We start from the raw sequence: 477 nt of genomic DNA on the forward strand, positions 1-477 counted from the left end.
CACCGATGTGCAATTCACCCGGTACGCCTACTGGTACTGGTTGCAGATTGGCATCGAGGATGTAGAATTGGGTGTTGGCGATCGCTCCTCCGATGGACACCGACCCAGAACCTGCCTGTACTTGGGATACCGCTGACCAAATGGTGGTCTCTGTCGGACCGTACATATTCCACAGGGTATGGGTGCGCTCAAGTAATTGCGCTGCCAGTTCGCGATCGAGAGCTTCACCACCGCAAAGTATTTTCAATTGCGGGTTGCCCAAAAAGCCTGCTGACATCAGCATTCGCCAAGTGGCGGGCGTGCCTTGCATCACCGTGGCGCTTGCTGCCGCCAAGGTAGTGCTTTGACCGCCGTCGGCAATAATATCGCGGGTTAGGACGACGCGTGCGCCTAAGCTTAACGGTCCGAACAACTCCAACGCGGCAATGTCAAAGGTAATGGTCGTCACCGCCACCAGCACATCTTCGGACACAATTC

The 477-nt window shown here is 55.8% G+C and carries 1 protein-coding gene; it reads right to left on the reverse strand.

The annotated features are described in order from the left end of the window. The coding region (locus AABK37_RS41860; RefSeq protein ID WP_432557253.1) for an AMP-binding protein at positions 1-454 on the reverse strand (454 nt) is incomplete at its 3' end. Positions 455-477 lie beyond the last annotated feature (23 nt).

The organism is Tolypothrix sp. VBCCA 56010, assembly GCF_050875635.1.
Lineage (GTDB): Bacteria > Cyanobacteriota > Cyanobacteriia > Cyanobacteriales > Nostocaceae > Hassallia.